3 protein-coding genes are annotated in these 1,525 nt (G+C 38.0%); all 3 read right to left on the bottom strand.

The genetic code is table 11. The features are described 5' to 3' along the window. Positions 1 to 39 precede the first annotated feature (39 nt). The 3 genes from FC15_RS09320 to FC15_RS02705 all read right to left on the bottom strand — a co-directional run bounded on the left by FC15_RS09320 (position 40) and on the right by FC15_RS02705 (position 1,469). Complete coding sequence (locus tag FC15_RS09320; RefSeq protein WP_235803315.1) at positions 40 to 258, bottom strand: IS3 family transposase; 219 nt, start codon at positions 256 to 258, stop codon at positions 40 to 42. 54 nt (positions 259 to 312) lie between these two features. Next, a complete protein-coding gene (locus tag FC15_RS09315; RefSeq protein WP_235803314.1) occupies positions 313 to 657 on the bottom strand; it encodes a DDE-type integrase/transposase/recombinase in 345 nt (114 codons plus the stop codon). 278 nt (positions 658 to 935) lie between these two features. Then, positions 936 to 1,469 (bottom strand): helix-turn-helix domain-containing protein, encoded by a 534-nt coding sequence (locus tag FC15_RS02705; RefSeq protein WP_057823726.1) that lies wholly within the window; start codon positions 1,467 to 1,469, stop codon positions 936 to 938. Between the last annotated feature and the right edge of the window lie 56 nt (positions 1,470 to 1,525).

Here is a 1,525-nt window from a genome sequence, read left to right as displayed (position 1 = left end):
TTGAAGTGCAACATAAAAGTTAGACAAAAATAAATAGTTTTACGCAGCTAAGGTATGTTCTCGGTATTCACAGGGGGACATACCTTTTGTTTTCGTAGAAATTCGGTGATGATTAAACCAATCTATATAGTCTTTTGAAATATGACTTAGTTCCTCAAGATCTTGGCATGGTGGAAGTCCACTCAAACATTCTGTCGTGTAAATGTGGAAGAAACTTTCAACGGGCGCATTGTCATGACAATTGCCCTTCCTAGACATACTTTGAATAAAGTCATTATCTGCAAGCTTTTGCGTATAATAGTTGAGCTGATATTACCAACCTTGGTCCGAATGAACAATTGGTTTAACATGCTTGGGGAGTTTAATGATCAATTCATCAAGGGTATTCATAATTAATTGGCGATTTGGACTGTCACTAATTTGAAATGCGAGAACTTCTTTACTTGCTTCATCGGTGATAACCGAGATATAAGCCCATTCATTGTTTCCTAAACGAACTTGAGTCACGTCGGTATGAAGCGCCTCATATGGGTTGGTTTTACTGAAATCCTGGTTTAAAATATTAGCCGAAACTTTACCAACAGTACCTTTATACGATGAATATTTTCCATTCTTATGTCGGTTATATAGGTTGACTTGAACGTTTAATTCACTCATTAAATGACGCACAACGGTATCTGCTAGATGGATATTCAATTTGACCAGTTCAGTCTGAACACGGCGATAACCATAGGTTAAACGTCCTCGATATTTCCCACTATTCGTGATTTCAATAATTTTCTCTTTTACACTTGCATACTTGTCATCACGATTACTAATTCGTTTACGCTCGTCATGATAAGTTGCTTTCTTAAGGCCAATGGCCTTAAGGATATCTCCGATTTTATAACGTTCAGGCTTTGGAAGCTTAGCTTGGTCAGCTCTGATCTGATCAACTATTTGTGTTTTGCGTCGTCCTTTGAAGGTCCGAACAGAGCCATTGATTTTTTTAGAATATCATTTTCTAACCTTGTTTCGTATAACTCTTTATTTTTTTGAATGAGCTCTGCACGCAGTCGTTCAACTTCGTTTTGTTTTTCTGGAGATGATGTTGATTTCTTCTTCCGTTTCACTTTGGCTGGCCTACCTTTTTGATGAGACCGTAAAGCTTCAACGCCATCACGATTAAATCCAGTTCGCCAAACACTAATTTGGCAGGCTAAAATATCATACTTTGTGGCGACAGCAGCTAAAGACTCATCATGAGTTTGGTAGTAGTCTATCACACTTAGTTTGAAATCAGTAGAAAACTTTCGCTTATTTGCCTTTCGCTTTAGCGTTTCGATGCCGCCTAAGCGATACCGCTGAATCCAATACTGAATCTGACGTTTAGGTACACGGTACTTCTGAGCAAGTTCAACAACGCTCATTTTGTCATTAAGAAATTGACCAACGACTTGTGCCTTTAACTCGGGATTATATTTGACCATACAAAAAGTGCCTCACAATCATTAGACTGTTTGTCTAACAATTATGAAGCACTTCA

Source organism: Lapidilactobacillus concavus DSM 17758, assembly GCF_001435835.1.
Taxonomy (GTDB): Bacteria; Bacillota; Bacilli; order Lactobacillales; family Lactobacillaceae; genus Lapidilactobacillus; species Lapidilactobacillus concavus.
The sequence above is the reverse complement of the archived record's forward strand: the minus strand, read 5'-3'. Positions and strand labels throughout refer to the sequence as shown.

What these genes read in the sequence shown, in the direction of transcription:
- FC15_RS09320 (WP_235803315.1), bottom strand. Translation starts at nt 258, where the DNA reads ATGTCTAGGAAGGGCAATTGTCATGACAATGCGCCCGTTGAAAGTTTC.
- FC15_RS09315 (WP_235803314.1), bottom strand. Translation starts at nt 657, where the DNA reads ATGAGTGAATTAAACGTTCAAGTCAACCTATATAACCGACATAAGAAT.
- FC15_RS02705 (WP_057823726.1), bottom strand. Translation starts at nt 1,469, where the DNA reads ATGGTCAAATATAATCCCGAGTTAAAGGCACAAGTCGTTGGTCAATTT.